This window comes from Mobilicoccus pelagius NBRC 104925, from assembly GCF_000247995.1.
Lineage (GTDB): Bacteria > Actinomycetota > Actinomycetes > Actinomycetales > Dermatophilaceae > Mobilicoccus > Mobilicoccus pelagius.
This window is the reverse complement of the sequence record NZ_BAFE01000005.1, coordinates 1-26,181: the sequence shown is the minus strand read 5'-3', so window position 1 is coordinate 26,181 and position 26,181 is coordinate 1. Positions and strand designations below refer to the sequence as shown.

The 26,181-nt window shown below is 72.6% G+C and carries 26 protein-coding genes; 5 read left to right on the top strand and 21 right to left on the bottom strand.

The annotated features are described in order from the left end of the window. Nucleotides 1–9: 9 nt before the first annotated feature. Nucleotides 10–651 carry a type III secretion system chaperone family protein gene (locus tag MOPEL_RS01430; protein WP_009481063.1) on the bottom strand — a complete coding sequence of 214 codons (642 nt, stop codon included), beginning with the start codon at nt 649–651 and terminating at the stop codon, nt 10–12. Nucleotides 652–807: 156 nt separating this feature from the next. Beyond that, nucleotides 808–2,091 (bottom strand): D-inositol-3-phosphate glycosyltransferase, encoded by a 1,284-nt coding sequence (gene mshA / locus MOPEL_RS01425; RefSeq protein WP_009481062.1) that lies wholly within the window; start codon nt 2,089–2,091, stop codon nt 808–810. Nucleotides 2,092–2,289: 198 nt separating this feature from the next. On the opposite strand from mshA, the gene MOPEL_RS01420 reads away from it, so the two are divergent. Continuing rightward, the gene (locus MOPEL_RS01420) at nt 2,290–3,108 is read left to right on the top strand and encodes a class I SAM-dependent methyltransferase (RefSeq protein WP_009481061.1); all 819 of its coding nucleotides are present in this window, start codon (nt 2,290–2,292) and stop codon (nt 3,106–3,108) included. 119 nt (nt 3,109–3,227) lie between these two features. Here the strand turns inward: MOPEL_RS01420 and MOPEL_RS01415 are convergent, their stop codons facing one another. The 10 genes from MOPEL_RS01415 to MOPEL_RS01370 all read right to left on the bottom strand — a co-directional run bounded on the left by MOPEL_RS01415 (nt 3,228) and on the right by MOPEL_RS01370 (nt 9,964). Next, nucleotides 3,228–3,599 (bottom strand): phosphomannose isomerase type II C-terminal cupin domain, encoded by a 372-nt coding sequence (locus tag MOPEL_RS01415; RefSeq protein ID WP_009481060.1) that lies wholly within the window; start codon nt 3,597–3,599, stop codon nt 3,228–3,230. Between the two features lie 162 nt (nt 3,600–3,761). Beyond that, the gene (locus MOPEL_RS01410) at nt 3,762–4,535 is read right to left on the bottom strand and encodes an alpha/beta fold hydrolase (protein ID WP_009481059.1); all 774 of its coding nucleotides are present in this window, start codon (nt 4,533–4,535) and stop codon (nt 3,762–3,764) included. Nucleotides 4,536–4,561: 26 nt separating this feature from the next. After that, complete coding sequence (locus tag MOPEL_RS01405) at nt 4,562–4,897, bottom strand: DUF2516 family protein (RefSeq protein WP_009481058.1); 336 nt, start codon at nt 4,895–4,897, stop codon at nt 4,562–4,564. Nucleotides 4,898–5,044: 147 nt separating this feature from the next. Beyond that, entirely contained in the window at nt 5,045–5,470 is a 426-nt protein-coding gene (gene dtd, locus MOPEL_RS01400; protein ID WP_009481057.1) for a D-aminoacyl-tRNA deacylase, read from the bottom strand. Next, nucleotides 5,470–6,459 carry a hypothetical protein gene (locus tag MOPEL_RS01395; protein WP_009481056.1) on the bottom strand — a complete coding sequence of 330 codons (990 nt, stop codon included), beginning with the start codon at nt 6,457–6,459 and terminating at the stop codon, nt 5,470–5,472. Before MOPEL_RS01395 ends, dtd begins: the two co-directional genes overlap by 1 nt. 2 nt (nt 6,460–6,461) lie before the next feature. Then, nucleotides 6,462–7,091, bottom strand: a complete 630-nt coding sequence (locus MOPEL_RS18685) for a helix-turn-helix domain-containing protein (protein ID WP_009481055.1) — start codon at nt 7,089–7,091, stop codon at nt 6,462–6,464. Nucleotides 7,092–7,238: 147 nt separating this feature from the next. After that, complete coding sequence (ygfZ, locus tag MOPEL_RS01385; protein WP_009481054.1) at nt 7,239–8,297, bottom strand: CAF17-like 4Fe-4S cluster assembly/insertion protein YgfZ; 1,059 nt, start codon at nt 8,295–8,297, stop codon at nt 7,239–7,241. 28 nt (nt 8,298–8,325) lie between these two features. Then, nucleotides 8,326–8,829, bottom strand: coding sequence for a heme-binding beta-barrel domain-containing protein (locus MOPEL_RS01380; RefSeq protein WP_009481053.1), 504 nt, complete (start codon nt 8,827–8,829; stop codon nt 8,326–8,328). 52 nt (nt 8,830–8,881) lie between these two features. Next, a complete protein-coding gene (locus MOPEL_RS01375) occupies nt 8,882–9,712 on the bottom strand; it encodes a hypothetical protein (protein ID WP_009481052.1) in 831 nt (276 codons plus the stop codon). A 12-nt stretch (nt 9,713–9,724) separates the two neighbouring features. Next, a complete protein-coding gene (locus MOPEL_RS01370; RefSeq protein ID WP_040632303.1) occupies nt 9,725–9,964 on the bottom strand; it encodes a MoaD/ThiS family protein in 240 nt (79 codons plus the stop codon). Between the two features lie 255 nt (nt 9,965–10,219). Between MOPEL_RS01370 and MOPEL_RS01365 the strand changes: the two genes are divergently transcribed. The 4 genes from MOPEL_RS01365 to MOPEL_RS01350 all read left to right on the top strand — a co-directional run bounded on the left by MOPEL_RS01365 (nt 10,220) and on the right by MOPEL_RS01350 (nt 15,105). After that, nucleotides 10,220–10,909 carry a winged helix-turn-helix domain-containing protein gene (locus MOPEL_RS01365; protein WP_040632290.1) on the top strand — a complete coding sequence of 230 codons (690 nt, stop codon included), beginning with the start codon at nt 10,220–10,222 and terminating at the stop codon, nt 10,907–10,909. After that, on the top strand, nt 10,906–11,805 hold the full coding sequence (gene mshD / locus MOPEL_RS01360) for a mycothiol synthase (RefSeq protein ID WP_009481049.1): 900 nt from the start codon (nt 10,906–10,908) through the stop codon (nt 11,803–11,805). Before MOPEL_RS01365 ends, mshD begins: the two co-directional genes overlap by 4 nt. A 134-nt stretch (nt 11,806–11,939) precedes the next feature. Continuing rightward, complete coding sequence (locus tag MOPEL_RS01355) at nt 11,940–14,183, top strand: RNA degradosome polyphosphate kinase (RefSeq protein WP_051992164.1); 2,244 nt, start codon at nt 11,940–11,942, stop codon at nt 14,181–14,183. Continuing rightward, the gene (locus MOPEL_RS01350; protein WP_009481047.1) at nt 14,176–15,105 is read left to right on the top strand and encodes an NUDIX hydrolase; all 930 of its coding nucleotides are present in this window, start codon (nt 14,176–14,178) and stop codon (nt 15,103–15,105) included. Before MOPEL_RS01355 ends, MOPEL_RS01350 begins: the two co-directional genes overlap by 8 nt. A 471-nt stretch (nt 15,106–15,576) precedes the next feature. On the opposite strand, the gene MOPEL_RS16975 is transcribed toward MOPEL_RS01350, so the two are convergent. The 9 genes from MOPEL_RS16975 to MOPEL_RS01305 form a co-directional block, all read right to left on the bottom strand. Then, nucleotides 15,577–15,786, bottom strand: a complete 210-nt coding sequence (locus MOPEL_RS16975; RefSeq protein WP_009481046.1) for a hypothetical protein — start codon at nt 15,784–15,786, stop codon at nt 15,577–15,579. Between the two features lie 267 nt (nt 15,787–16,053). After that, a complete protein-coding gene (gene pstB / locus MOPEL_RS01340) occupies nt 16,054–16,830 on the bottom strand; it encodes a phosphate ABC transporter ATP-binding protein PstB (RefSeq protein WP_009481045.1) in 777 nt (258 codons plus the stop codon). Between the two features lie 29 nt (nt 16,831–16,859). Continuing rightward, nucleotides 16,860–17,810, bottom strand: coding sequence for a phosphate ABC transporter permease PstA (gene pstA, locus MOPEL_RS01335; protein ID WP_009481044.1), 951 nt, complete (start codon nt 17,808–17,810; stop codon nt 16,860–16,862). Further along, entirely contained in the window at nt 17,807–18,811 is a 1,005-nt protein-coding gene (gene pstC / locus MOPEL_RS01330; protein WP_009481043.1) for a phosphate ABC transporter permease subunit PstC, read from the bottom strand. The genes pstA and pstC overlap by 4 nt, the downstream gene beginning before the upstream one ends. A gap of 109 nt (nt 18,812–18,920) precedes the next feature. Continuing rightward, nucleotides 18,921–20,054, bottom strand: coding sequence for a phosphate ABC transporter substrate-binding protein PstS (gene pstS, locus MOPEL_RS01325; RefSeq protein ID WP_009481042.1), 1,134 nt, complete (start codon nt 20,052–20,054; stop codon nt 18,921–18,923). Between the two features lie 187 nt (nt 20,055–20,241). After that, the gene (locus MOPEL_RS01320; protein ID WP_040632289.1) at nt 20,242–20,871 is read right to left on the bottom strand and encodes a hypothetical protein; all 630 of its coding nucleotides are present in this window, start codon (nt 20,869–20,871) and stop codon (nt 20,242–20,244) included. Beyond that, a complete protein-coding gene (treZ, locus tag MOPEL_RS01315) occupies nt 20,868–22,673 on the bottom strand; it encodes a malto-oligosyltrehalose trehalohydrolase (protein WP_009481040.1) in 1,806 nt (601 codons plus the stop codon). The genes MOPEL_RS01320 and treZ overlap by 4 nt, the downstream gene beginning before the upstream one ends. A gap of 97 nt (nt 22,674–22,770) precedes the next feature. After that, nucleotides 22,771–25,239: a malto-oligosyltrehalose synthase gene (treY, locus tag MOPEL_RS01310; RefSeq protein WP_009481039.1), complete on the bottom strand. Its 2,469-nt coding sequence runs from the start codon at nt 25,237–25,239 to the stop codon at nt 22,771–22,773. Nucleotides 25,240–25,462: 223 nt separating this feature from the next. Further along, nucleotides 25,463–26,041, bottom strand: coding sequence for a hypothetical protein (locus tag MOPEL_RS01305; protein WP_009481038.1), 579 nt, complete (start codon nt 26,039–26,041; stop codon nt 25,463–25,465). Between the last annotated feature and the right edge of the window lie 140 nt (nt 26,042–26,181).

The window sequence follows — 26,181 nt, the reverse complement described above, 5'->3', positions numbered from 1 at the left end:
GGCGGTGGGTCACGACCGGTCGGTCGTGTCCTGGCCGTCCTTCTCGTCGCGTGCCTCCGCCGCCTCGCGGGCGTCGGTGGTGGCGATCATCCCGGGCTCGTCCTCGACGCTCGCCTCGTGACTGTTCCCGGAATCGTCGTCGTCCTCCTCCTGCTGGAGGACCTTGCGGAACGCCTCGAGGTTCGCGAGGGACTCCTCGCGGGAGATGCGCCACTGCCACTCCTTGCGCATCGAGCCGAGGAACCCGAGGACGAGGAGTTCGTTGAAGATGTCGTCCGTGCCCGCGACGACGATGCCGAGGAGCTGGTCGAGGAACGGCTCGTCGACCTCCCGGATGGGCACCTGACCGGTGAGGTACACGTCGCCCGAGTCGTCGATCGAGTACCCGAGGATCGGCATCGTGAGGTTGCGGCGCAGGAGGAACCGGTAGACCGACGTGTGGTTCTCGTCGGGATTGCGGATGACGAACGCCGAGATCGACAGGACGCGGCTCCCCGCGATGAGCGAGCACGCCGTGCGGAGCTTGTTCTCGCCGGGCAGGGAGAGGACGAGTTCACCGGGACGGGCGCCCTCCTCGACCTCGACGTCCTGGGCGGCCGCGTAGGTGCGGATGAGTTCGCGTACCGCGATGGATTCCGGGGAGTTGGGCATGGGCATCACCTCTGATGTGGTCCGGCGGCCTCCGCCGCGTCGTTCGTCGTCGTTCGTCGTCGTTCGTCGTCGTCCGTGGCCGATTCGGGCCCGCTCCGTGGAGGAGCGCCGGACCCGCGACCGGCGGCCGTGCGTCCCTCGGGCGACCCGCGGGGGTCAGGCCCCGTCCGCGTGGATCCGATGGGCGCGCGACGCCATCGCCTCACCGTAGACCCCGACGAGGGCGTCCGCAGTTCGTGACCATCCGAACCCCGCCGCATGCGCCGTCGCGACGTCGGCGAGTCGGGCACGTTCGTCGGGGGCGTCGAGGAGCGCCTCGAGCTCCCGACTCCACTCGGACGTCTCGTGGTTTCGGACGAGGACCCCGCCGCGGACCGCGAGGGGAAGACCGCCGACGTCCGCGGCGAGGACGGGGGTGCCGCAGGCCTGCGCCTCGAGCGCGACGAGACCGAACGACTCGTTGTACGAGGGCATCGCGAGGACGTCGGCCGCGCGGTACCAGTCGGTGAGCGTCTCCCTCGTCGTGGGCGGGTGGAAGACGACACGGTCGGCGATGCCGAGCTCCGCGGCGAGGTCCTCGAGCCACCGGGGGCGTTCGAGCCCCGACCCGCTGGGGCCGCCGAGCACGGCGACACGCATCCGGGACCCCAGATCGGGGCGTCGGCGGCGGAGGTCGGCGGCGGCACGGAGGAGGAGGTCGGGCGCCTTGAGGGGCTGCACGCGTCCGACGAAGAGGACGAGGAGATCGCCCGGGTCTACCCCCACCGCGGCCCTCGCGGCGGCGACATCCCCCGGGGTGAAGAGCCCGAGGTCGACGCCGGGATGGACGACGCGCACCCGCCCCGGGTCGGCGTCGTAGTAGTCGACGAGCTGCCGCGCCTCGAGGTCGGTGTTGGAGACGAGCCGGTCGGCGGCCTCGACGACCTGCGCCTCCCCGATCTCGCGGCCGCGGGGCTCGGACCGGTCGCCCGCGGCGAGACCTGCGTTCTTCACCCGCGCCATCGTGTGCATCGTGTGGACGAGCGGCACGTGCCACCGGTCGGCCGCGAGCCATCCGACCTGACCGGAGAGCCAGTAGTGCGAGTGGACGACGTCGTAGTACCCGGCCGGATGTCCCGCGACCTCGCGCATCACGCCCGCGGTGAAGGCGCACAACTGCCCGGGCAGGTCCTCCTTCGACAGGCCGTCGAACGGCCCGGCGACGACGTGCCGCACCTGCACCCCGGGGACGAGCTCGACCGAGCGCGGCTGCCGCCCCTCGGTGGCCCGGGTGAAGATCTCGACCTCGATGCCCCGCGTCGCGAGCTGCGTGGCCGCCTCGACGACGTAGACGTTGAGCCCGCCGGCATCACCCGTCCCCGGCCGCGCGAGCGGTGAAGTGTGCACCGTGATCATCGCGACGCGTGCAGGAGGACGCGGACGGGTCGGCGGGGAACTCATGGCGCCATCCTGCCCGGCACCACCGACGACCGCCCACACGGGATCCGCGCGCACGACGAGGTGGCCTGCGCGACGCCGGCGGCACGGTGGGCGTCCAGCCCGGTTCGGACCGAGGGACGACCGGATGGCCGCCCCGGTGACCGCCGTGCGACCCGAGACCCGTCGCACGGACGAGATGCAGCCCCGTACGGTGGGGCGGTGCCTGCCGCCCGTCCCGATCGTCCCGTGGGAGTCGTCACCCGGGGCACCACCGGTCAGAACCGGTTGCGGCGGATGGACCGGTTCCTCGCCCACCACGGCGCCGCACTCCTCCGGCGTCCCGGACCGCCGCCGCTCGTCGTCGATCTCGGCTACGGCGCGGCCGCGACGACGACAGTCGAACTCCGCCGCCATCTCGCGACGGTCCGACGCGACGTCGAGGTCGTCGGCGTCGAGATCGAGCCCGCCCGTGTCGCCGCGGCCCTCCCCCACGAGGACCCGCCGGGGCTCACGTTCGTCCGGGGTGGGTTCGACCTCCGTCCGTTCCGCGGGCGACCCGTCGCGATCGTCCGCGCGGCGAACGTGCTGCGGCAGTACGTCGAGTCGGAGGTCGACGGGGCGTGGCGACTGCTCCAGGAGCATCTCGCTCCGGGCGGCCTGATCCTCGAGGGCACGTGCGACGAGATCGGACGTCGCTCGACGTGGGTGGTCCTCGGCGCCGAGGGCCCCCGGTCGCTCACGATCTCCCTCGCCTTCGGGGCGTTCGAGCGCCCCTCCGACGTCGCCGAACGGCTCCCCAAGGCGCTCATCCACCGCAACATCCCGGGCGAACGCGTCCACGCCTACCTCGCCGCGTTCGACGAGGCGTGGGCCCACACGGCACCCCTCGCCCCGTACGGGCGCCGCCAGCGTCTCCTCGCCACCTGCGCGACCCTTCGCGGCCAGGGATGGCCCCTCCTCGACGGGCCGCACCGGTGGCGGCTCGGCGAGGTCACCGTGCGGTGGGACGCCGTCGCCCCGGTGATCCCGCCCGCGTGACACACGACACCCGGGCGACGACGTGACCGCGACCCGGGCGTGAACGTGGGCGTCGACGTCGGCACGGCGCCGAGGCGCGCCGCGCGGACGGGGTGAGGACCTGCTGAGAACGTGACGTCTCAGGCGCGGGAGTAGTCGTCCTCGAGGCGCTCGATGTCGTCCTCGTCGAAGTGGCCGAAACCGACCTCGAGGACGCGGGCCGGGACGGACCCACTGTTACCCATGCGGTGAACCGCACCCTGCGGGATCCACACGAGTTCGCCCTGCACGGCCTGCCACTGGTGATCGTCGACGGTGATGTCGACGGGCGCCTCGTCGAGGACCTGCCACATCTCGGCCCGGTGCGCGTGCTTCTGCAGCGACAGCCGTGACCCCGGCGTGACGGTGATGACCTTGACGGTGACGTTCTGGTTCGTCGCGAAGTTCTGGAACGTCCCCCAGGGCCGCTCCACGGTGAAGACGTCGTCGCGCTTGTCGTGGATCTCGCTCATGTCGTTCCGTTCTCGTGTGATGCGGCTCCCCTGCCGCGGATGACGTGGGCTCGACTCGGCAGGTGCCTGTCCTCCCCCAGGACGGTCGTCCGAATCATATCCGTGCCGTACGCGTGGCGCCTGCAGCCTTCCATACAGCGTGGCGGGCGCAGCCGCGCGACGTCAGTCGGAGAGGAACGCGGAGACGAGTGCGCGCACCCGACTCCGGTGGCTCCACAGCACACCGCCGGGCGGGAGGATCTCGAGCTCGGCGTGCGGCAGGACGTCGGCGAACTCCCGGGCGATCGACTCGGGGTGTGCATCGTCGCCCTCCTGTCCGATGACGAGGGCGGGCGCCGTGACCCGGCTGAGGGAGGCGCGGTCGGTGAGCGGCACGGCGTGCGGCAGTGCCCGGAGGGCCGTCGCGACCGGCGTCCCCGAGAGGAGCCTCGCCTGCTCCTGCGCCCAGGCCTGCACGACGGGTCGCTCCCGGAGCTCGGGAGGCTGCTCGTCGACGAAGTGGGCGGCGATGCCCTCGACGTCGCGGTCGTCGACGAGGTCGGCGAGGTCGACGAGACGCTGGAGGGCGGCGTCGGTGCGCTGCCGGTCGATGAGCGCGGGGATGACGAAGACGATCCGGTCGAACCGGTCGGGGGTCTCCTCGAGGAGCGCGCACATCGCTCCGGCGCCCATGCTCACGCCGAGGCACCGGGTGGCGTCGACATGGTCGGCGACGGCCCGCAGCTCCCCTGCGAGCGCGGGGTACGTCCAGGCCGTCTCGGGGGCCTCGGAGGCGCCGTGGCCGCGGAAGTGGAGGAAGGTGCGCCGCCCGGGAACGCCGGAGGCGAACGGTCGCGTCGTCGAGATCGATCCGCCGAGTCCGTGCGCGAACACGGTGCTCGGGGTGCCCTCGCCGATGCTCAGGTACTCGACGGCGCCTGTGGGGCCGGCCAACATCGACGTGGGTCGCGTGGGCGTGCGGTTCACCACGAGCCGTGCGGGCCGTGACCGCTCGCGCCACCCTTGCGGCGCCTGGCCGTGTGGGGAGCGACCGCCGGACGAACGTCGGCGAGGTACACCCCGACGGCGACGACCGCGATGAGCGCGAACATGTTGAGCACCTGCTGGACCGAGACGAACAGCACCGCGAGGGACACCCCGAGGACGACGAGCCAGAACGTCTTGGTCTTCTTGCCCTCCACGGCGTAGGCGCGTTGGTCGTGCCGCAGGGCGTCGGCGAACGCGAACAGTCCGAGGGCGACGGCACCCACACCGAGCGCGAGCGTGACGACGTTCTGCGCTCCGAAGACGAGATCCATTCCCCCAGCCTACGGGGCGCGCCCGTGACCGCCGAGCGGCGACGGACACCGGCGGGCAGGCTCGGCCGGACACGTGACCGCCCCGGTCCTCGTGAGGACCGGGGCGGTCACGGTGTGGACGGCGACGGCACGCCACTGACGAGCCCCTCAGACGTCGACGACGAGCGTGAACGGCCCGTCGTTGCACAGCTCGACGCGCATGTCGGCCCCGAACCGGCCGGTCGCGACCGTGATCCCGCGGGCGGCGAGGCCCTCGGCGACGGCGTCCACGAGCGGCTCGGCCACCGGGCCCGGCGCGGCGTCGCTCCACGAGGGACGCCGCCCCTTGCTCGTGCGGCCGTACAGCGTGAACTGGCTGACGACGAGCACCCCGCCGCCGACGTCCTCGACGGAACGCTCGTCGTGGAGCATCCGCAGCTCCGCGATCTTGCGGACCATCGACGCGACCTCGGCCTCGCCGTCGGTGTGCGTCGCCGCGACGAGAGCGAGGATGCCCGGGCCGTCGATGCGGCCGACCTCCTCACCCTCGACGAAGACACGAGCCCCGTCGACGCGTTGGAGGACGGCCCGCATCAGTCGAGCTTGTCGTTCTCGCGGACGGCCGCGGCGACGTCGGCCGGGGTCGGTATCGAGTCCAGACGCTCACCGGCGTCTGCGGGGCGCGCGGCCGCCTCGGCGGGTGTCGGGGCGTCGACCGTCCGGGCCTCGGGTGTCGAGTCGTGCGCGGACCCGTGCGGGCCTCGTGCCACCGGCGCGCTCGCGGACGAGGGCGACCCGGCGGAGGCCGCGCGCGCCGTGCTGCTCGTGCCCGGGGCGGACCCGGCCGCCGCGGCGGCCTTGCGGGCGCGCGGGGAGCGTCGTGCCGTCGTCGTCGCACCGGCCTCGACACCGGCCGTGACGCGGTCGTGACGCACGGGGGCGTCGACGTCCCCACCCGTCGGGCTCGTGGCGGTGACGGCGGTGTCGACGACGGCGGCACGACGACGGGCGTCGGGACGGCGGGTGGACCGGGAGTCGCCCGTGCCGTGGCTCACGGCCTCGACGACACGGCCGGCGGCGCGCGTCGCGTCGTCCGCGACGCCGGTGACGGCGGCACGGCCGCGGTCGACGACCGCCCCGGCCTGTCGGGCGAGACGGCGGGCCTCGCGGCGGGCGCGGGCGTCCTCCGCACGCTTCTGCGCGTTCTCGCCCGAGCGCGTCGGGATCGCCCCGGAGACGGCGCGCTGGCCCCGTTCGGTGAGGTGCGAGTAGCCCTTGAGCAGCTCGTTCATCGCGAAGGAGGGGACCTTGCCGGCGCCGCGCGCGACGTCGACGACGTCCTCGCGGAGGGCGGCCAGGCCGTGGGGGCGGCGGGCCACCTCGTCGGCAGGCGTCTTCGACGCGGCCTCGCGCTCCTCCGCGCCGAGCGACCGGAGCGTGTCGACGGCGAGCTCGGTGGCACCGAGGAGGGCGTAGGCCGGTTCGAGGACCTTGGGCGCGAAGGAGGCCGGGCGGCGCTCCTCGCGGCCTGCGGTGAGGTCGGAGTTCTCGGGGGTGTCGTTCGTGGGCTTCTTCGGTGACATGGTCACTCCTTCTCGGTGGGGGCGGCGGTGGCGTGGGGGTGGGACGTGCCTCGCGGGGCGACCGGCGTGCCGGACACGGCGGCCCCGTCGGGCGCACGGTGGCCGGAGGTGGTGCGGCGCGGGGCCGGGGTGCGGGTGCCGGAGGCGGTGCGGCGTCGGGGACGGGTGGGGGGCGTCGACGTGGAGGCCGAGACGGACGGGGCCGGGCCCCGTGTCGTCGACCGTGCCGGCGGGCTGTCGGCCGAGGGGGTCGCAGGCACGGTCGCCCCCTCGTCGGGGGACTCCTCCGGGGGCACGAACGAGTCGTACAGATCGAGCATGATGCGCCGCTGCCGCTCGGTGAGGCGGCGGTCGAGCGTGAGGGCGAGGCGGGTGTCGACCGCCCCCGTCTCTCGCGTCTCGTCGAGGAGACCCGCCCGCACGTAGAGCGACTCGGCGGAGATCTGCAGTCCGCGGGCAAGGGCGTTGAGGATGTCGGCACTCGGTCGACGGAGCCCCCGCTCGATCTGGGAGAGGTAGGGGTTGCTGATGCCCGCGACCGCGGAGAGCTGACGCACCGACAGCTGGGCGTTCTCCCGCTGTTCGCGCACGTACTCCCCGAGGTCGCGCATGCCGGGGACGTACGGGGTCATACCCCCATGGTGCTTGCTTCAGTTAGCACCGCGCAAGCGGGAGTGAGCACTCCCACCGGTCCCGACCTCTCGTGGGGGCACCGTCGGACGACGGATCGCACACCCTCCCTCGCCGACATCGATCGGGGCGAGAACGGGACCCGGCGCTCAGGGGGCGACGACCACCGTCTGCGCGAGCGTCACGGGCGCTTCGTCACGGACGGGCACGGTCTCGAGCTCGACGTCGACGGGGACGGACCGCTTGACGACGGCGAGAGCGATGGGCCCGTCGACATGGTCGCGGGCGACGCTCGTGAGACGACCGACGGTGCGGCCGCCGTGGACGATCTCCGAGCCGGGCGCGGGCAGGACGTGACCCGAGCCGTCGAGGTGGCAGAACACGAGACGACGCGGCGGACGCCCGAGGTTGTGGACGCGGGCCACTGTCTCCTGGCCGCGGTAGCACCCCTTGTGGAGGTGGACGGCGGTGCGCAGCCAGTCGACCTCGTGAGGGATCGTGCGGTGGTCGGTCTCGGCGCCGAACCGGGGGCGCCACGCCTGGACACGTTCGGCCTCCGCGGCCCACAGACCGGCGAGCGCCCGGTCGCCGACGGCTCGTTCGAGCTCGTCCCGCGGGACGAGGAGCTCGCGCCAGGCGCGACCGGTCGCGGGATGCCCCTCCCCCGGGCCGTAGAGGGCGGTGTCGCCGACCGGGCCCGGCCACGGGTCCACCCAGGCGAGGGGTTCACCGGGGACGCTCGGCGCCCCGATGGGCTCGCCGAGGACGGCGTACCGGGCGGTGACGTCGGCGACCTCGACGCGGAGCATGAACCGCATCCGGTCGAGGAACTCGACGAGCGGCGCCGCGGCCCCGGGCTCGACCGTGATCCACGCCGTCTCCCCGTCGTCGACGAGGTGGAGGGCGTTCTCGACGTGCCCCTTGGGCGAGAGGAGGAGCGTCTCCGTGCTCGCGCCGGGGGCGACGTCGGTGAGGTGCTGGGTCGTGAGCGAGTGCAGCCAGCTCAGGCGGTCGGGCCCGGTGACCGTGACGACCCCCCGGTGGGAGAGGTCGACGACGGCGAGCCCCTCCCCGAGGAGACGCTGCTCCCGCACCGGGTCGCCGTAGTGGGTGGCCACGCCCGCGTCGGCCCCCGCGCCGGGGACGGCGTCGGGGCGGCCGAGGAGCGGCGAGGCGGGGACGGTCGTGGTGCTCTGCGAATCGCTCACCCGACCACCCTACGTGCGGATCTCCGGCTCAGCCGACCCGCGTGAGCTGCGCGGAGGCGTGGCTCGTCATCGGGCGCCCCTCGGCGGCCATGTCCATGACCCAGAGGAGCTTCTGGTCGACGAGGCCGTACATGCGGCTCGCCGCGGTGTACTCCCGCGCCTCGGGGCTGCGCATGACGCCGTCGGTGCTGAGGTTGAGCACGGGGCGTTCCTTCTCGCGCTGCCCGGCGTACATCTCGACGATGCCCGTGGGGTGGGCGAGGAGCAGTTCGATCTCGCCGTTGCCGAGCACGCGGAAGAACCCGACCTCGCGGGCGGCGTCGCCCTCCTTGGAGCCGTCCTCGGCGAGGAGGTAGGTGCGGCTGTCGACCTCGAGGAAGGGACGGCCGTCGTGGCTGATGACGAGTTCCTGGCCGAAGTTGCGCGACTCCTCACCGGGGTAGCCGACGACGCCGACGCCCTCCCAACGGCCCACCATCCAGGCGAGGGGGGCGAGGGTGGGGTCGATCGTGGCGTCGAGTTCGAAGGGCATGCGGGGATCCTTTCGGGTGGAGCGAGTCTGTGGGGGCGGCCGGGGCGGACCGTCAGAAGGGGACGACGCCCACGACCATCGCGAGCGCGTAGGCGACGACCCCCGTGGTGAGGACCGAGCCGGAGGCGGAGGCGATCTGGGCGCGGCGTCCCCACAGGGAGGGCAGGACGGACTGGATCTGGCGGAGTGCGTAGCTCACCCCGCCGGCGAGGGCCCCGGCGACGACGAGGGCGACGACGGGCAGTGCCGAGGAGCCGGTCACCTCGTGGGCGACGACCGCGGCGAGCGCGCCGAGGACGAGGGACGCGACGGCGCACGACGCGGCGATGACGCCCCGCGGGCGGCGACCGAGGCCGACGTCGGCGAGGGTCGCGAGTGCGGTCGCGGCCATGACGGCGACGATGGCGTCGCGTCCGCGTGGGTCGACGACGAGGGGCACGAGGCACACGCCCGAACCGAGGAGCGCGACACCGGCGACGACCGCCGAGACCGACTCGACGAGGCGGGGCCGGGCGTCGCGTCGCGCGAGCTGGTGCATGAACGCGGCGATCATCGCGAGGGCCACCGCACCGGGGAGGAGTTCGAGGGTCGTCCGGGGCGCGAGCGCCGCCGGGCCGAGGAGGAGGACGACGGCGACGAGCTGCACGATCGTCGTGCCGCGAGGACTCGGCAGGCGCAGCAGCGGCACCCAACCCATCGCGAGGCACACCATCGGTACGGCGAGCGCCGCGACGGTCCACTCGGGCGAACCCAGGTGGGCGACGACCCCGATGACGGCCGCGACGACGAACGCGACGAGCGAGACCGCGGGGCGCCAGGGTCGCTTCGGCGGCCGAGGCCGGGTGGTCCCGGTGGGCGCAGTCGCGGATCGGGCGTCGTTCACGGGGCCATCCTCTCAGCCGCCGGCGAACGGCGGGAGGACCTCGAGGGTGGACCCGCCCTCGGCCCGGGTCTCCTCACGCGCCCCGGCACGCACCGGCACCCCGTCGAGGAGGACGGAGGCGACGTCCAGGATGCGGGCGAGGTCGGGATGCCGCAGGACGGCGTCGGCGAGGACGGACGCGACGGCGCCGGGCGCCGCCTCCTCGACGTCGACACCCGTCGCGGCCGCGGCGGCGGCCCAGTAGCGAAGCATGACGGTCACCCGGCCACCTTCTCAGGCCGGACGCGCCGCCCGCCAACCGGGCGTGCCTCACCGACGGCCGAATGCCGGACGGGTGGCGGGACGGGCGACGGGCGGGTGCCGGACGGGGCGTGGGGCGGACACCGGCCGCCGGCTCGGGGCCCGGCAGCACGAGCCGCGGGTCCTGCGTCGACCCCGCCGCCGGCACCGGGTGGGCTCGCTCCTCGTCGCTCCGGAGCGACGACCCCGTCCCCGTACAGTGACGTCATGACCCCGGTGGTGCTGCTGTCGCGTCGAACGCTGGAGGAGGTTCTTCCGGCGCTCACGCTGCTGCCCCACCCGATCCGAGTCGTCGCCGACGTCGGTGACCTCGCCTCCGTCGTGGCGGACGTGGTCGTCCTCGTCGACGCCGTCACCGACCTCGTCGGGGCCCGCGCGACGTGCCGGCGCGTCGCGATCGCCCTCCCGGACCTGCCGGTCGTCGCCGTCGTCACCGAGGGAGGACTCGCCGCCCTCACGCCCGAGTGGCGGCTCGCCGACGTCGTCCTCCAGAGCGCAGGCCCCACGGAGATCGACGCCCGCCTCCGCCTCACCGCCGCCCGCCGCCTCGCGCCCGACGACGACGCCGCGAGCGCCCCCACCGCCCGGGAACCCGCCGCCGGAGGACTCGTCGTCGACGAGTCGGGGTACACCGCCCGCGTCGACGGCGTCCCCCTCGACCTCACCTACAAGGAGTTCGAACTCCTCAAGCACCTCACCTCCTCGCCGGGGCACGTGTTCACCCGCGCGCAGATCCTCGAGGACGTGTGGGGGTACGACTACTACGGCGGCACCCGCACCGTCGACGTCCACGTCCGGCGTCTGCGCGCCAAGCTCGGGCCGGAACACGAGGGCCTCATCGGCACCGTGCGCGGCGTCGGATACCGCTACCAGAACCCCGCGAGGAGCACCCCATGACCGATCCCGACACCCCCCGCACCACCGCCTCCGTCCACAAGGCCACGACGCTCACCGGCGACCGCGACGAGGACGTCCGCCGCCTCGCCCGCAGGGCCGCCGAGGTCGACGGCGTCGACGCCCTCTCCGAGCAGACGTTCCTCCACCTCGGTGCCCCCGCCGGTGCACACCGGCACCTCGTCGCCGAGACGCCGGACGGGCGGGTCGTCGGCTACGCCCACCTCGACCACACCGATCCCGAGGCCGGCGTCGAGATCGTCGTCGACCCCGATCTCCGCCGGCAGGGTCACGGGACACGACTCTGGGAGGCGGTCACCGCCCTCGTCCCCGACGCCCGCGTGTGGGCGCACGGCAACCTCCCCGCCGCGCAGGCGTGGGCACGCGACACCGGGCTCCACGTGGTCCGTGAGCTCCTCCGCATGGCACGCCCGCTCGAGGGCCTCGCCGACGCCACCGTCGACCTCCCCGAGGGTTACCGCGCCCGCACCTTCACCTTCGACGACGTCGACGCCTGGGTCGCCCTCAACGGTCGCGCCTTCGCCACCCACCCCGAGCAGGGCCGCGTCACCGCCGACGACGTCCGCGCCCGCGCCGCCGAGCCGTGGTTCGACCCCGCCGGGTTGTTCCTCGTCGAGGACCCCGACTCCCGGCTCGTCGCTTTCCACTGGACGAAGACCGAGGACGACGAGGGCGAGGTCTACGTCGTCGGCGTCGACCCCGACCGCCAGGGTCTCGGGCTCGGTAAGGCGGCCACCCTCCTCGGCCTGCGTCACCTCGCCCGGCAGGGCCTCCCCCGCGTCACCCTCTACGTCGACGGCGACAACACCGCCGCCCTCGCCACGTACGGCCGCCTCGGGTTCGAGCGGATCTCCCTCGACGTCCAGTACGGCGCCTGACACCACGGCACCGCGCCCGGGGTGAGCCACGCCCCGGGCGCCGTCGCGGCCAGCGGCCACGGACCCCACCACGGAGCGTCGACCGCACCCGGGCACGCGACGGCCGGCACCGGCGCGCGTGGCACCATGTGCCCATGACGGCCACGAGCGACGACGCCACCTCCGCCGACACGACCCAGGAGAACACGGGCCCGGCGAACACCATCACCGGCGAGACGACCTCCGCCGCCGGGGTACGCCCCCGCGCCGCCAACGGACGTTTCCTCCCCGCCGACCGCGACGACCTCCCCACCGACCGGTTCCTCGACCGGGAGATCTCCTGGCTCCAGTTCAACGAGCGCGTGCTCCAGCTCGCGGCCGACCCCGACATGTACCTACTCGAACGCGCCCGGTTCCTCTCGATCTTCGCGAGCAACCTCGACGAGTTCTTCATGGTCCGCGTCGCCGGCCTCAAGCGCCGCATCGCCACCGGCCTCGCCGTCCGCTCCACCTCCGGCCTCGAGCCGCGCGAGCTCCTCGACCGCATCATGTCGACCGCGCAGCGCCTGATGGCGAACCACGCCCGCATCTTCCAGGAGCAGGTGCTCCCGGCCCTCGCGGAGGAGGACGTCCTCCTCGTCGGGTGGAACGACCTCACCGACGACGAGCGACGACACCTCGACGAGTGGTTCGCCGAGCAGGTCTTCCCCGTGCTCACGCCCCTCGCCGTCGACCCGGCCCACCCGTTCCCCTACATCTCGGGCCTCTCGCTCAACCTCGCCGTCGTCCTCGAGAACCGCAAGACGGGCACCGAGCACTTCGCCCGCGTCAAGGTGCCGCCGCTCCTCCCGCGCCTCGTGCAGATCCCCTCCGAGGACGGCGACGACGACCTCTACTCGGCCCGGTTCGTGCCGGTCGAGGAGATCATCGCGGCCCACCTGCAGGAGCTCTTCCCGGGCATGATCGTCCGCGAGCACTTCACGTTCCGCATCACCCGCAACGAGGACCTCGAGGTCGAGGAGGACGACGCCGAGAACCTCCTCGCCGCTCTCGAGAAGGAACTCACCCGCCGCCGCTTCGGCCCCGCCGTCCGCCTCGAGATCGAGGAGGGCATGGACGACCACGTCCTCGAACTCCTCGCCCGCGAACTCGGCGTCACCTCCCGCGAGGTCTTCCGCCTCCCCACGCCGCTCGACCTGCGATGCCTCGGCACGATCGCCGACCTCGACCGCACCGAGCTCAAGTACCCGCCGTTCGTGCCGCGCACCCACCGGGACATCAACCGGCACGAGTCCGCCAAGGCGGCCGACATGTTCGCGGCCATCCGCCGCAAGAACATCCTCGTCCAGCACCCCTACGACTCGTTCTCCACGTCGGTGCAGGCGTTCATCGAGCAGGCCGCGGCCGACCCCCGCGTCGTCGCGATCAAGCAGACCCTCTACCGCACGAGCGGCGACTCCCCGATCATCGACGCCCTCATCGCCGCCGCCGAGGCCGGCAAACAGGTCCTCGCCGTCGTCGAGATCAAGGCCCGCTTCGACGAGCAGAACAACATCGACTGGGCCCGCAAGCTCGAGCACGCCGGCGTCCATGTCGTCTACGGCGTCGTCGGCCTCAAGACCCACTGCAAGCTGTCCCTCGTCATCCGTGACGAACCGGGCGGGCTGCGGCGGTACTGCCACGTCGGCACCGGCAACTACCACCCCAAGACGGCCCGCCTCTACGAGGACTTCGGCCTGTTCACGTGCGACCCCCAGGTCGGCGAGGACCTCACCAAGCTGTTCAACCAGCTCTCCGGCTGGGCCCCGCGCAGCAAGTTCTCCCGCCTCCTCGTCGCGCCCGCCTCGATCCGCTCCGGCCTCATCTCCCGCATCGACGAGCAGATCGAACGCGCCCGCGAGGGGCAGGACGCCTACGTCGGCATCAAGGTCAACTCCATCGTCGACGAACAGATCATCGACAGCCTCTACCGCGCGTCCCAGGCGGGAGTGCGGGTCGACGTTCTCGTCCGCGGCATCTGCGCCCTCCGCCCCGGCATCGAGGGGCTCTCGGAGAACATCCGCGTCCGCTCGATCCTCGGCCGGTTCCTCGAGCACTCGCGCATCTTCGTCTTCGGCCCGCACGGCAAGGACGCCGTCTACATCGGCAGCGCCGACATGATGCACCGCAACCTCGACCGCCGCGTCGAGGCCCTCGTCCGCATCACCGACCGGGACCACATCCAGGAGCTCGTCAGCATCCTCGAACGCGGCATGAGCGACGACCACTCGAGCTGGCACCTCGCCGGCGACGGACGCTGGACCCGGTTCCACCGCAGCGAGGACGATGCGCCGCTCCTCGACCTCCAGAGCGTCCTCATCGACGAGCACGCCGCCAAGCGGCGGGGCCGCCGTGGGTGAGTCGCGGGTCCGCGCGGCCGGCACCCTCCCGTGGCGCCGCCGTGGGGAGCGTCTCGAGGTCCTCCTCGTCCACCGCCCACACCACCGCGACTGGTCGTGGCCCAAGGGCAAGCTCGACCCGGGCGAGGAGTGGCCCACGACCGCCGTCCGCGAGACCCTCGAGGAGGCCGGGCTGCGCGTCCGTCTCGGCCGCCCACTGCCCGTGAGCGTCTACCCCCTCCCCGGCTCCCGCAGCCGCAAGGAGGTGCGGTATTGGGCCGCCGAGGTCGTCTCCGGCGACGGTGTCCTCGAGAACGAGATCGACGAGACCCGTTGGGTGACGCCCGCCGTGGCCAGGCGGCTCGCAACCTACCCGCGCGATCTCGAACAACTACGCGCCCTCACCGGGGCGCCGCTCGCCACCCGCACCGTCGGCATCGTGCGGCACGCCCACGCCGTCGCCCGCAAGAAGTACACGGGCGACGAGGACCGCCTCCGTCCCCTCGACAAGCGCGGGGAGAAGCGCGCGAGCGCCCTCGCCCCGCTCCTGTCGGCCTACGGGTTCTCCCACATCGTGAGCTCCCCCTCCGTCCGCTGCGCCGACACCGTCAAGCCCTACCTCGCCACCGTCGGCGACACCGTCGAGGTGTCCTGGCGCCCCGAGCTCTCCGAGGAGGGGTTCGAGGCCGACCCCGACGCGCTGCCCGGCGTCGTCACCGACGCCCTCGACGGGGACGACCCCGTCCTCCTCGGCAGCCACGGGCCCGTGCTGCGCCCCCTGCTCGCCGAGATCACCCGCCGCTACCGGGCCCCCGGTCGCGAGATCAAGCGCGTGCTCGAGGCGCTCGACCGCGACAACCTCGACAAGGGCGAACTCGTCGTCCTCCACGTCGGCACCGGCCACCGCCCCGCCGTCCTCGCCGTCGAACGGCACCGTCCCTGACACCACCACGCGGCGCACGCAGCCACTGACGTGCCCGGGTGGGAACAAGAACGCCCCTCTGCTACGTTGTCACCTCGTGTGTGCCGGGCCGCGGCAGCCCCGGGCTCCAACATAAGCCGCTTCGAGCGGCCCCGCGCCGAGAGGCGCTCCCGGTCCGGCACACACACCCTCACCCCCGGCCGACGGGATCCCACGGGCCCCGGCACGCACGGCGGACGCCTCTTCGAGAGCCACCACAGCCGACGCGAGGCCCGGCGGACGCTGCTCGCCGGCATGCCCACCGCGGCGATCGCCACCGTCTCCGCACGGCGAGGAGTGCCCGCTCATCGGGCCCTGCCGACACCGGCCCGGCGGCACCGTCGCAGGACGACGTGGCGGCGATCGAGCGGTGAACGCGTCCTGCCTGATAGAGGGGCGGACGGCCCGGAGAGAGGTCGGCGCGTGGGTCCGGACCGTCGACGCGGAGAGACCTCAGGCGGGCAGCCGGTGCGGGGTCGCCTCGCAGTACGCGGCGTGGGAGCGGGCGTCGGCCTCGGCCATGGAACGGGCACGGCGCCCCGGCCCCTGCCAGTCGCAGTCGCCGCAGTGACCGTGTGCGAAGGACCCGACCTCGACGATGCGAGAGACCGGCTCGGAGACGACCTCCGCCGTACGGTTCCGACGCTTGGACAACGCGAACATCGCGACCGACCCTCTCCAGACCACCGACATCGAAGCGGCCGTCCAGGACGGCCGACCACAGCCTGACACAGCCCCGGCCGTGACGACAGCCGCGTCGTCGCCCGTCACCCACTGTTCACCTGCCCGAGACGATCGGGTGGCCGCGGCAGGCCCCCTCCGCGTCCCCGAGTGGGGGCGGCGCCGCGCACCGTACGGGGAACGCAGGACCCGCCCACCCGGGATCGGGTGGGCGGGTCCTCGCGTACCGGGCGGGTGCCCGTGCATCGCTCAGCCGAAGCGGCCCGAGATGTAGTCCTCGGTGGCCTTCTGCGACGGGTTGTTGAAGATCTTGCGCGTGTCGTCGATCTCGATGAGCTTGCCGGGTTTGCCCGTGGCGGCGAGGTTGAAGAACGCCGTGCGGTCGGAGACGCGCGCCGCCTGCTGCATGTTGTGGGTGACGATGACGATCGTGTACCGCTCCTTGATCTCGTTGATGAGGTCCTCCACGGCGAGCGTGGAGATCGGGTCGAGCGCCGAGCACGGCTCGTCCATGAGGAGCACCTCGGGCGACACGGCGATCGCACGGGCGATGCAGAGACGCTGCTGCTGACCACCGGAGAGGCCGGCGCCGGGCTTGTCGAGGCGGTCCTTGACCTCGTTCCACAGGTTCGCGCCGCGGAGCGACCTCTCGACCGTCTCGGCGAGGACCTTGCGGTTCTTCACGCCGTTGAGACGCAGACCGGCGGCGACGTTGTCGAAGATCGACATCGTCGGGAACGGGTTGGGCCGCTGGAAGACCATGCCGACGTTGCGGCGCACGGCCACCGGGTCCATGTTCTTGCCGTAGAGGTCCTCGCCGTCGAGGAGGACATTGCCCTCCACGCGGGCACCGGGGATCACCTCGTGCATGCGGTTGAGGGTGCGGAGCACCGTGGACTTACCGCAGCCCGACGGCCCGATGAAGGCGGTGACGGAACGGGGCTCGATGTTCATGGACACACCTTCGACGGCCTTGAAGGTGCCGTAGAAGATGTCGAGGTCCTCGACGTCGATGCGCTTGGCCATGTCTCGTTACACGTCGCTTTCTGGGGCGGTCAGTTGCGGACCTTGCTGTACCGGGCGACGACCCGGCCGAGCAGGTTGAGGACGAGGATGAGGAGGATGAGGGTGAGGGAGGCGCCCCAGACCCGGTCGACGGCGGGCTGGAGGGCCTCGACGCGGTCCTGGTTGATCATCGTGGGCAGGGTCGCCATGTTGCCCGCCATGAGGTTGGTGTGGAACCCCTTGGTGTACGGGCCGAGGATGATGAGCGGCGCCGTCTCGCCCATGATGCGGGCGAGGCCGAGGAGCACGCCGGTGACGATGCCGCCGAACGCCGTGGGGAGCACGATCTTGACGATCGTCTTCCACTTGGGCACGCCGAGGGCGTAAGAGGCCTCGCGGAGCTCGTTGGGGACGAGCTTGAGCATCTCCTCGGTGGAGCGCACGACCGTGGGGATCATGAGGATGACGAGGGCGAGACACACGGCGAAACCGGCGGTGCGGTACCCGAAGACCCCCACCCACACGGCGTAGACGACGAGCGCGGCGACGATCGAGGGAATGCCGGTGAGGATGTCGACCATGAAGCTCACCGCGCGGGCGAACTTCCCGCGGCCGTACTCGACGAGGTAGATCGCCGTGAAGACGGCGATGGGCACGGCGATGAGGGCCGTGAGGAACGCTTGGAGGATGCTGCCGAGCAGTGCGTGCGCCGCGCCGCCCCCGGCGCGGCGGGCGGTGACGCCGAGCTGGGACTGCGTCCACCAGTCGATGTCGAGGAGCATGTGGCCACCGCGGACGAGGACGGTGCCGAGGATCCACACGAGCGGCACGAGCGCCACGGCGAACGCGGCGTACATGACGACACGCGCAACGACGTCGACGACGGCCCGGCTGCGGTCGTTGCCTCCCATGCGGGGCGCCCGGTCACGCGTCGAGGCGGTGCCGGACCTGGCGGGGTTCTCGATCCCGTCGGAGCTCTCGGGGAGGGCTGCGGTGCTCATTCGGTGAAGGCCTTCCGACGCTCGATGACGATGCGGGCGATGGCGTTGACGACAAAGGTGAGGAGGAAGAGGACGAGGCCCGCGGCGATGTAGGCGCCCGTCTTCTGCGGCGTGTCGAACTCTCCGGCGTTGTTGGCGATCTTCGAGGCGAACGTCTCCCCACCGTTGAGGAGCGACCAGCTCCACGGTGCGGAGTCGTTGAGGGACGACACGATGATCATCACGGCGAGGGTCTCACCGAGGGCGCGGCCGAGGCCGAGCATCGACGCCGAGATGATGCCGGGCTTGCCGAAGGGCAGGACGGCGGTGCGGATCATCTCCCAGCGCGTCGCTCCGAGGGCGAGCGCGCCCTCCTTGTGGGTGCTCGGCGTCTGGTCGAAGATCTCGCGGGTGAGTGCCGTGACGATCGGCAGCACCATGATCGAGAGGACGAACCCGACGAAGAGGATCGTCGACGACCCGCTGATGTTCGTCGGGGTGAAGAGCGGGATCCACCCGAAGGTGTCACCGACCCACGTCTGGATGGGGAGGAAGTACGGCCCGGCGACGTAGGCACCCCAGATGCCGTAGACGATCGAGGGGATCGCGGCGAGGAGGTCGACGAGCTGCGCCGCGGGGCGGGCGAGCCAGGCGGGGCTGTACTGCGTGATGAAGAGGGCGACGCCGACCCCGATGGGGACGGCGACGGCCATCGCGATGATCGACGACGCGACCGTCACCCAGAGGAGTCGGGCGATGCCGAACCGGGGGTGCTCCCCCGAGGTCTCCCACTCGGTGGAGGTGAGGAAGTTCGCCTCGTTGCGCATGAGGGAGGGGACGGCCTGGCTGAGGAGGAAGACCCCGACGAGGACGACGAGGGCGATGACGATGAGGCCCGCGGCCTTGGCGGCACCACCGAAGAGGAGGTCGCCGGTGCGGCCGGTGGAGGCGCGGCCGCCCGCTCCGACGCGGGAGTCCGGGGAGGGGCTGTCGTCGGCGGTGACGCCGGTGATGGAGGTCATCGAAGGTGCTTTCTCATCCCAGGGAGCGGTAGGGCGTAGGCGATGCCGACGCAGGACACCCGTGACCCCGGGGGCGCCGGGGGCGCCGGGGCCACGGGTGTCGGGCGCGTCACTGCAGGGCGTCGATGGCGGTGTCGACCTTGGAGCGGACCGACTCCGGGAGCGGAGCGTAGCCGACCTCCTGGAGGGACTGCTGCGTCTCGGTGGACGCGAAGTGCTCGAGGAACGACTTGATCTGGGCGCCCTTGGCTGCGTCCTTGTTCTTCGAGCAGACGACCTCGTACGTGACGAGGAGGATCGGGTAGGCGCCGGCCTCCTTGGTCGCGTAGTCGAGCTTGAGGCGGAGGTCGTTGCCCTCGCCGTCCTGCTCGGCGGCCTCGACGGCCTTGCCGACGCTCTCTCCGGTGAGCTCGACGGGGCCGGCACCGTTGTCCATCTGGGCCATGCCGAGCTCGTTGTCCTTGGCGTAGGACCACTCGACGTACGTGATGCCGCCGGGGGTGCCCTTGACGGCCTGTGCGACACCGTCGGACTTCGTCTTGCCCTCGCCCTTGCCGGTCCACTGCTTGGCGGGCTCGGCGGTCCAGGCCCCGTCGGAGGCGGCCTTGAGGTACTTGGTGAAGTTCTCCGTGGTGCCCGACTCGTCGGAGCGGAAGAACGGCTTGATGGCCGTGTCCGGCAGGGTGACGCCGGAGTTGACGGCGGCGATGGCCGGATCGTTCCACGTGGTGATCTTGCCGGTGAAGATGTCGGAGACGACCTTCGGCGTGAGGACGAGCTTGTCGACACCCTCGAGGTTGTAGGCGATGGCGATGGGGCCGGTGACCATGGGGATGTTCCACGCATCGGAGCCGCAGGCCTTCTTGGCCTCCTCGGCCTCGATCTTGCCCTCCTTCTCCTCCGTCTTGAGGGCGGAGTCGGAGCCGGCCCAGTCGGCCTGGCCGGCGATGAGTGCCTTGATGCCCGCGCCGGAGCCGGTGGGGTTGTAGTCGATCTTCGCGTCCTGGCACTTCTCCTGGTAGGAGGAGATGGCCTCTTCGATGGCGTTCTTCTGGGCCGAGGAGCCCTGCGCGCTGAGGCTCGCACCCTGGGGGCAGTCGCCACCGGCCTGGGAGCTGCTCGCGGTCGACTCGGCGCCCGTGCCGCCGTTCCCACCGTCCTGCTTCTGGGCGCCGCAGCCCGCGAGGGCGAGCGTGCCGATGAGGGCGAGGCCTGACACGGCCGCCATGCGCTGGTTCTTCACGTTGGATGTACCTTCCGCTGCACGTCAGAGGGCGGGCCTAGGGGGCCGCCGCTGTCGACGGTAGGGGCGATCGGTGACACCCTCGGACGTCACCGATGAACGCGAGGTGAACTCCGCCTGGAGGACGGACGTCCGACCCGTGATGCATCACACAGGGCGGGGGGCCGGAGTTCCTGTCGGCGTCCGTTCAGTCGAGCGACTCCTCGCGCCACAGTCGGGCGCACGCGGCGAGATCGTCTGCCATCGTGGCGAGTCCGGCCGCCCCACCCGCAAGACCGCCCGCGGAGAGGGCGCGGACGGGGCCGGTGTCGTCCCGGGAGGCGCGCCCGGCGGAGGCGACGCGACAGAACGCGGCCGCCCGATCGAGTGCGCCGGCGAGATCGCCGTCGAACACGCCGGTGAGCACGGCGTCGGCGAGGCGACGCATCTCCTCGGGGCCGGGAGGGGTGGCGACGCCCGCGATCGCCCCCGAGACCTGCGCGTAGGCGAGTCCGTCCCGGTAGTCGCGGCTCGCGCCCTGCCCGTCGCGACGCACCCATTCGCGGAGGACGTAGAGACGCCAGAGCGCGCCCGGCAGGCTGCGGGCCGGTCGTCCGGCCCACAGCTCGGCGACGGTGGAGAGCCCGATCTCGTCGACGAGGGCGACGAGGCGTCGGGTGAGGTCGGGGTCCCGGCGTGCGCGGCCGGTGTGGACGACGACCGCGGCGCTCTCGTGGGCGATCTGGCTGATGACCGCCGGATCGAGTCGCTCCTGGGCGAAGGCGTCGAGGGCCTGGGCGTCGAGCATCACCGGCCGGCGGGGCCGTGGGGCGGTCATTCGGACGCCGGTCCCACGACGACGACGGAGTCGGGCGTGAGGTGGAGCGTGTCCTCCTCGACGGTGGTGGTCGCGTCGAGGGTGAGGAGCACGACGGAGCCCGTGCCCCCGTCGGGCAGACCGAGGCCGAGGTCGACATCCTGATCGGAGAGGTTGACCGCGACGCGGTGGGCGCCGCGGGCGACGACGAACGCACCGGGCACGGGGCTCGACTCGACGCGCACGTCGGCGAGGTTGCCCGCGCCGAGGTCCGGCCGGGAGCGGCGGAGGGCGAGGAGCGCGCGGTACCAGCCGAGCATCCGCTCGTGCTCGCCCTCGTCCACCTCGCTCCAGTGGAGGGTGGAGACGCGCACGGTGGCGGCGTCCTGGGGGTCGGGGACGTCCTCCTCCGTCCACCCGTGGGTGGCGAACTCGCGGCGTCGGCCGTCGCGCACGGCCTGGGCGAGGTCGACGTCGGTGTGGTCGGTGAAGTACTGCCACGGGGTGGAGGCGGCCCATTCCTCACCCATGAAGAGCATGGGGGTATAGGGGCTCGTGAGGAGCAGGGCGGCGCCCACGGCGAGGCGGCGGAACGGCACCGTGGCGGAGAGGCGGTCTCCGCTGCGGCGGTTGCCGACCTGGTCATGGGTCTGGAGGGAGGCGACGAACGCCGATCCGTCGACGCGGGTCGGGTCGACGGCGCGGCCGTGGGTGCGGCCGCGGAACGTCGAGTACGTGCCGGCATGGAAGAAGGGCGAGGCGAGGACGGTCTCCAGGGCGTGGGGAGCGGCGAAGTCGGAGTAGTACCCCTGGGACTCGCCGGTGAGGGCGACATGGAGTCCGTGGTGGACGTCGTCGGCCCACTGGGCGTCGATGCCGAGCCCGCCGAGGTCGCGGCTCGTCACGGTGCGCGGGTCGTTCCGGTCGCTCTCGGCGATGAGGTACATGCGGCGTCCGATCTCCTCGGCGAGGTCGTCGACCGCGACGGAGAACGACTCGAGGACGTGGACGGCGCTGTCGTCGTGGAGTTCGTGGACGGCGTCGAGGCGGAGAGCGTCGAGGTGGTAGTCCCGCAGCCACGAGACGACGTTCTCGACGAGGTAGGCGCGGACCTCGTCGCTGGAGGGCCCGTCGAGGTTGACGGCCGCACCCCAGGGGGTGTGGTGCCGGTCGGTGAAGTACGGGCCGTAGGAGAGGAGGTAGTTGCCGTCGGGGCCGAGGTGATTGTGGACGACGTCGAGCGCGACGGCGAGGCCTCGGCCGTGAGCGGCGTCGACGAACCGCTGGAGTGCGGTGGGGCCGCCGTACGGCTCGTGGACGGAGAACGGCGCGACGCCGTCGTACCCCCAGCCGTGGGCGCCGGGGAAGGACGCGACGGGCATGAGTTCGACGATGTCGACACCGAGGTCCACGAGGTGGTCGAGGCGACCGATGGCGGCGTCGAGGGTGCCCTCGTCGGTGAACGTGCCGATGTGGAGCTCGTAGATCGTCGCCCCTTGGAGGTCGACGCCAGTCCAGCCGGCGTCGGTCCACGGGAAGGTGTCGAGGTCGACGACCTGGGCGCGGCCGTGGGGACCGTCGGGCAGGCGTCGGGCGGCGGGGTCGGGCAGGACGGGGCCGCCGTCGAGGCTGTACCCGTAGCGGGCGCCCTCCTCGGCGGGAACGCGCAGGGTCCACCAGCCTCCCGTCAGGGGCTCCATGGGGTGGCGGGTGCCGTCGAGGTCGAGGTCGACGGACGTCGTCGCCGCGGGCGCCCAGACGGTGAACTCGCGTGCCCCGTCGGTGCGGGTGCCGGCGGAGGCGATGGAGGGCTTCTGGCTCATGACTCTTCCTGCAGGTCGTGGTGGTGCGGGGTGGCGGGTGCGCCAGGACGACGGTGTTCGGTGGGTGCGGTGGGGTGTCGACGCGGGTGCGCCGGGGTCAGCGCTGGACGAGCACGGCGACGGGGCGACGCGCGAGGACGTCGGCGACGCGTCGGTCACCGCCGGTGTGGGTGGTACCCGTGAGGACGTCGGTCCACTCCCCCTCCTCGAGGGTGACGACCGACTCGCCCCAGCCGCCGGCGGCGGCGAGGCGGGCGGGGGCGCGGGTGACGAGCACGACGACGCGACCACGGGTGCGGCCGAGCGCGCCGGCGAGGAACCCACCGCTGCGGGTGCGGGTGAACCCGACGAGGTGGTCGCGCAGGAGCGGGGCGTCGACCTCGAGCGGGGCGTACCCGGCGTTCTCGAACAGCTCGGGCGACTCGCGGCGGAGGCGGAGGAGCGTCGTCGTGACGAGCATCTTCTCGGCGTCGAGGGCGCTCAGGTCCTCGACGACGGGGAGTTCGCCCTCGACACCGGCGTCGAGGACGGCCCGGAGGAGCTCCGCACGGTCGGGGTAGGCGACGGCGCGACGGTTGTCCGGGTCGACGAGCGAGAGTTCGAGCACCTCGCAGCCCTGGTAGGTGTCGGGCACGCCCGGCACGGTGAGCTGGAGGACCTTCTGCGCGAGGACCATGGCGCGCACGGCCTCGGCGTTCTTCTCGAGAGCCCGGTCGATCGCGTCGTGGAGACGTCCCTCGTGGGTGACGCGCTCGGCGAAGTCGAGGACGCGGCGCTCGTAGTCGGGGTCGCCGTCGACCCAGGCCGTGTGCTGCTTGGCCTCGCGCAGCGCCTTGAGGAGGTACTCCTCCATGCGTTCGCGGGAGATGCGGCCGACGCCGAGGATCGTCTGCCAGATGAGGTGGACGGTCGGGGTGTCGATGTCGACCTCGGCGGCACGCTCGAGGCAGACGCGGGAGCACTCGGCCCACGACTCGGGGTCACCGGCGACGGCGAGGATGCGGGCGCGCACGTCCTCGCTGCGCTTCGTGTCGTGCGTCGAGAGCGCGACCATGCCGAGCGGCCAGTTCTTCTCCTGGTTGCGGGCCCACGCGTGGAGGTCCTCGGGCGAGCCGTGGTCGAGGAGCTCGGGGTCGCCGCCGACCTCGTTGAGGGCGACGAGACGGTGCCACCGGTAGAACGTCGTGTCCTCGATGCCCTTGGCCATGACGGGGCCCCACGTCTGCTGCAGGCGGACGGCGAAGTCCGCGGCGGCGGCCTCGTCGTCGTCCTCGGCGACGGTGAGGGGGGCGAGCTCGCGCAGTTCCGGCTCGAGGTCGGGGCGCGCCTCGAGGGCGGCGGCGAAGGCGGTGGTGAGACGCTCGTGGGCCTCGGGCGTGAGGCGCTGGTCGGGGCGCACGTAGGCGCGGTACACCTCGCCGGCGACGAGCAGTTCGACGACGGCCTGGCGCAGACGCTCGGGGTCGGCCTCGGGGAGGGCCTCGCGGGCGCGACGGGTGAGGCGTTCGACCTCCGGACCCAGGGACTGGGCGACGACCTGACGCTTGGCGGCGTCGACGGCCTCGGCGACGGTGTGCTCGCCGCCCGCCTCGTCCCAGCAGCGGGTGATCGTCTCGGCGACCTGCGGATCGGTGTCGACGAGTGCGGCGGTGATCGCGCGCATGCCGTCGTAACCGGTCGTGCCTGCGCACCGCCACGTCGTCGGCAGCTCCTCGGTGCCCTCGAGGATCTTCTCGACCCAGACGGGGGTGCCGCGGCGGGAGGCCCGGTGGAGCTGGTCGAGGTATCCGGCCGGGTCTGCCAGGCCGTCCGGGTGGTCGATGCGGAACCCGTCCACGAGACCGGCCCGGTTGAGCTCGAGGAGGAGCGCGTGCGTCGCCTCGAACACCTCGGGGATCTCGACGCGGACGGCGATGAGCTGGTCGACCTCGAAGAACCGCCGGTAGTTGAGGGCGTTCTCCTTGTCGCGCCACGAGGCGAGTCGGTAGTGCTGCCGGTCGAGGACGTCGCGGACGCTCGTCTCCTCGTCTCCCTCGGTGCCGAGCGCGATCGGAAGGACGTGCTCGTAGTAGCGGAGGACGGGCTGCGGCACCCCCTCGATCTCCATCTCGTCGCGGGTGATCTCGCCCGCCTCGAGGACGGCGTCGAGGTCGTCACCGAGGATCGGCAGACCGAGGCGTCCGCCGCCGGCCTTCCAGTCGATGTCGAACCACTCGGCGGTCTCGGCGTCGCGGCCGTCCGTGAGCACCTGCCACAGAGGGCGGTTGACGTACTCGGGCGCGACGAACGCCATGTGGTTGGGGACGACGTCGACGACGATCCCCATGTCGAACTCGTGCGCCGCCTCGGCGAGCGCCTCGAAGCCCTCACGGCCGCCGAGCTCGTCGGAGATGCGGGTGTGGTCGACGACGTCGTAGCCGTGCATCGAGCCGGCCGCGGCCTGGAGGATCGGCGACAGGTAGAGGTGGGACACCCCGAGGGAGGCGAGGTAGGGCAGCTGCCGCCGCGCGTCGTCGAACCCGAAGCCCTCATGCATCTGCAGGCGGTAGGTACCGGTGACGTTCATGGAAGAGCGGCTCCTCGGGGCGGGGTGGGGTCACGCCGGTAGGCGTGCCCGCACCACGGTACTGGTCCCCGCGGTCCCGGTCGGCGCCCAGTCCCCCACCGGGGCACGACGTGTCGGCCGGCAGCAGCCGTCTCTCGGCCGACCGCGGGCACGCCGTGAGGGGGCGGGGTGGACGCGGCGTTCACGTCACGGGCGCCACGGGACCCCGGGTGGGAGGTGGACGTCAGGAGGCGACGGCGAAGATCGCGGTCGCGGTGTGGCTGTGGGGGTTGCGGAGGAGGCGGTGCCACACGCTCACCTGCGAGGTGGGGAGGGCGTCGTCGACGAGGCTCTCGAACGAGGACCGTCGCGCACCGGTGGGGTCGTAGCCGCGAGCGCGGAGGACGTCCTCGAGTCCGGCCCGGTCGTCGACCTCGAGGAGGACCGCGGCGCCGTACTGGGTGGCCGCCCATTCCTCGACGCAGCCGAGAAGCCGGTCGGTCGTCGCCGTGTCCTCCGCCGGGGTGGGCAGCACGAGGACGTGACGGACGACGACGTACCGGTCGGCGCCCTCACCGTCGACGTAGGCCGCGACGAAGGCGACGGGTACGCCGTCGGCGTCGCGCGCGAGGAGGGCGTAGCGCCCGTCGCCACAGAGGTCGGCCGTGCGTTGCCGCCAGGCGACGGCGGCGTCGGGCGCCTCGCCCACCGCAGCGGCGAGCTCGCGGCATTGCCCCGTCGAGGAGCCTCGCTCGACGAGGTCGCGCAGTTGGCGTCGGTCCCGGACGGTGAGGGTCTCGATCCGGTACGAAGGGGTGACCATCAGTGCACGATATGTCGATCGTGGCACGAGGCCGCGGGCGCGGACCGGCCGTGTCTCGTGACCTTCGCCGCTTTCGGCCGTTCCACACCGGCAGGGCGACTCGCCCGAAACGGGCGGAGCGCCCTCCCCCGCGGGCCCGA

Coding starts and splice junctions, on each gene's coding strand:
- treZ (WP_009481040.1), bottom strand. CDS start 22,673: ATGAGCCAGAAGCCCTCCATCGCCTCCGCCGGCACCCGCACCGACGGG.
- treY (WP_009481039.1), bottom strand. CDS start 25,239: ATGAACGTCACCGGTACCTACCGCCTGCAGATGCATGAGGGCTTCGGG.
- MOPEL_RS01395 (WP_009481056.1), bottom strand. CDS start 6,459: ATGTCACCGAAGAAGCCCACGAACGACACCCCCGAGAACTCCGACCTC.
- MOPEL_RS01355 (WP_051992164.1), top strand. CDS start 11,940: ATGACGGCCACGAGCGACGACGCCACCTCCGCCGACACGACCCAGGAG.
- MOPEL_RS01380 (WP_009481053.1), bottom strand. CDS start 8,829: ATGCCCTTCGAACTCGACGCCACGATCGACCCCACCCTCGCCCCCCTC.
- MOPEL_RS18685 (WP_009481055.1), bottom strand. CDS start 7,091: ATGACCCCGTACGTCCCCGGCATGCGCGACCTCGGGGAGTACGTGCGC.
- pstC (WP_009481043.1), bottom strand. CDS start 18,811: ATGACCTCCATCACCGGCGTCACCGCCGACGACAGCCCCTCCCCGGAC.
- MOPEL_RS01320 (WP_040632289.1), bottom strand. CDS start 20,871: ATGACCGCCCCACGGCCCCGCCGGCCGGTGATGCTCGACGCCCAGGCC.
- MOPEL_RS01305 (WP_009481038.1), bottom strand. CDS start 26,041: ATGGTCACCCCTTCGTACCGGATCGAGACCCTCACCGTCCGGGACCGA.
- pstA (WP_009481044.1), bottom strand. CDS start 17,810: ATGAGCACCGCAGCCCTCCCCGAGAGCTCCGACGGGATCGAGAACCCC.
- MOPEL_RS16975 (WP_009481046.1), bottom strand. CDS start 15,786: ATGTTCGCGTTGTCCAAGCGTCGGAACCGTACGGCGGAGGTCGTCTCC.
- dtd (WP_009481057.1), bottom strand. CDS start 5,470: ATGCGGGCCGTCCTCCAACGCGTCGACGGGGCTCGTGTCTTCGTCGAG.
- MOPEL_RS01365 (WP_040632290.1), top strand. CDS start 10,220: ATGACCCCGGTGGTGCTGCTGTCGCGTCGAACGCTGGAGGAGGTTCTT.
- MOPEL_RS01405 (WP_009481058.1), bottom strand. CDS start 4,897: ATGGATCTCGTCTTCGGAGCGCAGAACGTCGTCACGCTCGCGCTCGGT.
- MOPEL_RS01370 (WP_040632303.1), bottom strand. CDS start 9,964: ATGCTTCGCTACTGGGCCGCCGCCGCGGCCGCGACGGGTGTCGACGTC.
- MOPEL_RS01430 (WP_009481063.1), bottom strand. CDS start 651: ATGCCCAACTCCCCGGAATCCATCGCGGTACGCGAACTCATCCGCACC.
- mshD (WP_009481049.1), top strand. CDS start 10,906: ATGACCGATCCCGACACCCCCCGCACCACCGCCTCCGTCCACAAGGCC.
- pstB (WP_009481045.1), bottom strand. CDS start 16,830: ATGGCCAAGCGCATCGACGTCGAGGACCTCGACATCTTCTACGGCACC.
- MOPEL_RS01415 (WP_009481060.1), bottom strand. CDS start 3,599: ATGAGCGAGATCCACGACAAGCGCGACGACGTCTTCACCGTGGAGCGG.
- MOPEL_RS01410 (WP_009481059.1), bottom strand. CDS start 4,535: ATGTTGGCCGGCCCCACAGGCGCCGTCGAGTACCTGAGCATCGGCGAG.
- mshA (WP_009481062.1), bottom strand. CDS start 2,091: ATGAGTTCCCCGCCGACCCGTCCGCGTCCTCCTGCACGCGTCGCGATG.